Origin of the sequence: Bradyrhizobium neotropicale (assembly GCF_001641695.1) — a bacterium.
Classification (GTDB): Bacteria; Pseudomonadota; Alphaproteobacteria; order Rhizobiales; family Xanthobacteraceae; genus Bradyrhizobium; species Bradyrhizobium neotropicale.
In genome coordinates this window covers 1-3,641 of record NZ_LSEF01000027.1, presented here as the reverse complement: position 1 = coordinate 3,641, position 3,641 = coordinate 1, and the positions used below count along the sequence as shown (strand labels likewise).

Genomic DNA, 3,641 nt, shown 5'->3' with positions numbered 1-3,641 from the left:
CCATCCGCGCAGCGTGCGGTTCAACTGGCCTACGAGCTCCGTGGTCTCTTGCCAAGTTCCTGATCGGGCGGTGACCGTGTGAATGCTTTCGATCACGCGTTTGATGCTCTTGCGCGATGGCCGGTACCCCAGGCGCGCCTGGCCGGTTTTCGCTGAGTACATCCGCCCGAACGTGTAACCCAGGAAGTCGAACTCTCCTTCCGGTACCTTGCAGATTCGTGTCTTCTCCTCGTTGACCATCAGCTTCAGCCTTCCCATGATCCTGCGCAGTTGTCGCAAGGCCTCTTCAGCTTTGCCCCGCCTGCACAGGATTACGAGATCGTCGGCGTAGGTCACGATACGAGAGCCGAGGCTTCGCTCCAGCCCGAGCATCTTCCATCCCAGCACAAACCGGCGCATGTAGAGGTTAGCCAGCAGTGGTGAGATGGGTGAGCCTTGCGGGATGCCGCGCCGCTTGTCCCGGGCCTCGGTCGTCCGTGTCTTTCGTCCTCGATCGTCGGTTTCCTCCACGGGACACTCCAGCCACATCTTGATCAGATGCAGCACGCGCCGATCCATGATCCGGCGCGCCACCGACTTGAGAAGGTCGGTATGCGGAATGCTCCCGAAGTAGTCCGCGAGGTCGGCGTCGACGACTTCCGGGTGACCACGGAACAGCAGCGCTTCCACCTCGACCACCGCCTGTTGGGCATTACGCCCGGGACGGTAGGCATACTGCTCCGGTGGAAGATCGGCCTCAAAGATCGGTTCCAGCACCAGCATCGCTGCCGTCATGCAGACCCGATCGCGCAAGGTTGAGATGCCCAATGGTCTGAGTTTGCCATTGGCCTTCGGTATGTACACTCTTCTGATAGGGTCCGGTCGATACGTCTCCTGCCTGAGCGCAAGCGCCAGTTCGCCAAGCCACCGCTGCACCCCGTACCCATCGATGTCCGCGAAGTCCTGGCCGTCCACACCCGGTGCGCCCTTGTTGGAGCGGCATTGAGCATAGGCATGGGCCAAGATGTCTTCCCGGCTGATCTTGTCGTACAGGGCGTAGAAGCGGTAGCCGGCTTCTGCCTTCGCTTTCGCGTGCAACGCCGTCTGCAGTTTCTGAACACTCTTCGGAGTTGATAGGTTGCCCAATCCCCAGGTCCCTCACCACGTCTTTGCGTTCGTCTTGAACTGAGGTCCCTTCCCTCCCCCGGCGTTACCCGGTTTCACCGGTACTACGAACCCCTCCGCATCCCCACGGCGCCCGGCCTATCCCTCGCGGGCGTCCGGTTGGTCATCCCTGACCACGTCGTGGGGCCTCCCGTGTTGCGTACGCTTTCCTTGTGTACATGCCGTCGCCACTACCCCGGCACAGCGACTGGAGGTATTGTTTCGCTCACTTCGCCCCAGTCGTGTCAGCCTTCCCTGATATGGCCGTCAGGTCGGCCTGTGCATCGTCCTTTTCGAGGCTTGCTCGGCGTTCACTCGCGTTACGGCCTGCACACTCGCGCGGTCACCGTATATCGTGACACGCTATCCGAAGGCTTCAGCCACTTCGTCACCTCCATAGCTGCTCCGGTTGCTTCCGGCTGGAGCGTTTGCCGGGTGGGGCTTGCACCCACTGGAAAGCGCCGCCTTATCACGGCGCACGCCAAGCGCGGACATTGGCAGGCGATCTTTGAAGCGCTCGCCCGCTGCGGCAAGGACGGCGTGACTTTGTCCATCGACTCTACCTCGATCAAAGCGCATCGCTCGGCGAGCGGCGGAAAAGGGGGGAGAACGAACAGGCGATCGGCCACTCGCGCGGTGGGCGGACCACGAAAATCCACGCGCTGAGTGACCCTGATTGCAGACCTTGCGCATTTCATCTCACTCCAGGCCAGGACGCAGACATTGCCGCAGCGCCGGCCCTTTTGGAACTCGCCCCACCCATGTCTGCCCTCATTGGCGACAAAGGATACGACGGCGACGGCTTTCGCGCCGAAATCGTCGATCGTGGTGCCAAGCCTGTCATTCCAAACAAATCCAACAGGGTCACCCTCCACAGCTTCAGCAAACGCGCCTATAAGGGGCGCAACGTCATCGAGCGCTGTTTCTGCCGCCTCAAGGATTTCAGGCGTGTCGCAACTCGCTACGATAAACTTGCCAGAAACTTCCTGGCAGCCGTCCACCTCGCCGCCATCGTCGCCTATTGGATCAATTGAGTCTGAACCCTAGCACTACTTTGGCAGATTGTCGGTTTTGCTGTGCTTTATAGGATTCCCGAATCAATTTTTCAATGATTCATGGGTGGTCGGCTCTTGGAGGGCTGACCATGGCGGGATGGGAAGACGAACTTGAACGCTGGCTGATGCCGTTCTTGGACCGGCTGGGCCATAAGACTCGGCAGCGGATGTGTCCTCTGTATGTTGCGGGACTGATTGGTCCTGGCGATCGCAAGAGCGTTCAGCCGATGGCGGAGCGCCTTGCCTCGGGCAACTACGATCAGCTGCACCATTTCATTGCGGACGGTGTCTGGGACGCGACGCCGCTGGAGACGGAGCTGCTCAACCAGGCGGACCGACTTGTCGGCGGCAGGGATGCGGTGCTCGTTATTGATGACACCTCACTGCCGAAGAAGGGCGAACGCTCGGTTGGTGTTGCGGCTCAATACGCATCGGCTCTCGGCAAAACGGCAAATTGCCAAACGCTGGTGTCTTTGACGCTCGCGCGCGGCGAAGTGCCAGTGATGGTCGCGTTACGTCTCTTTCTGCCTGACAGTTGGACAAGCGACGTGTCTCGTTTGAAGCGCGCTCGCGTGCCAGTCGAACACCGAACGCCACGGTCCAAGCCGGAAATTGCCTTGGCCGAGATTGACCGCGCGACGGCAGCCAACGTGCGCTTTGGATGTGTGCTGGCGGATGCAGGATACGGACTTAGCGCACCATTTCGACAAGGGCTAACAGAGCGCGGGCTGGCCTGGGCTGTCGGCATCCCTCGGCACCTGAAGGTGTATCCGGTCGATGTGAAGCTCGTTTGGCCGATTACCAAGGTCCGCGGGAAACCACGAAAGCACCACGTGCCCGATGTCTTATCGATTGCGGCAGAACAAATGCTGGCCAGCGCCAAATGGAAAGCCGTGAGCTGGCGCAGCGGGACGAAAGGTCGGCTGAAAGCCCGATTTGCTGCTCTCCGTGTCCGCACCGCCGACGGCCCTCCTCAGCGGATTTGGGATAAGGGTCAGCAGCATCTCCCGGGCGACGAAGCTTGGCTCATTGGCGAGCAACGTGCCTCAGGGGAGAAGAAATACTATCTTGCCAATCTCCCCGCGGCGACGGATCTGCGCACACTAGCTGCCACCATCAAGGCAAGATGGATTTGTGAGCAGGCGCATCAGCAGTTGAAGGAGGAGCTCGGACTTGATCACTTCGAGGGGCGATCATGGCAGGGTCTTCATCGCCACGCCCTGATGACAATGATTGCCTACGCCTTCCTGCAGCATCGTCGCCTCGCACACGCGGGGCGGAAAAAAAAGAATCAACGGACCTCCGCCTCAGCCAACCATGCCCGCCGTACGTCACGCCATCGTCGATCTCATCCTTCGGCCGCCGTCTCAGCGGTGCCCATACTGCCGAAAACAAATCCTTGAAAAACACTGGCGCAAATAGCTTCTGCCAAAGTAGTGCTAG

Annotated in this window: 2 protein-coding genes and 1 pseudogene; 2 read left to right on the top strand and 1 reads right to left on the bottom strand. The window is 60.1% G+C overall.

What is annotated here, in order from left to right:
* Nucleotides 1–1,125: group II intron reverse transcriptase/maturase (gene ltrA, locus AXW67_RS05755; RefSeq protein WP_063677094.1), on the bottom strand; the 1,125-nt coding region annotated here is incomplete at its 3' end.
* A gap of 498 nt (nt 1,126–1,623) precedes the next feature.
* On the opposite strand from ltrA, the pseudogene AXW67_RS40250 reads away from it, so the two are divergent.
* Together AXW67_RS40250 and AXW67_RS05745 are read left to right on the top strand one after the other, a co-directional pair.
* Nucleotides 1,624–2,177, top strand: a pseudogene (locus AXW67_RS40250) (IS5 family transposase); the annotation flags it as partial.
* A 74-nt stretch (nt 2,178–2,251) separates the two neighbouring features.
* Nucleotides 2,252–3,601, top strand: a complete 1,350-nt coding sequence (locus AXW67_RS05745; protein WP_063676182.1) for an IS701 family transposase — start codon at nt 2,252–2,254, stop codon at nt 3,599–3,601.
* Nucleotides 3,602–3,641: the final 40 nt, after the last annotated feature.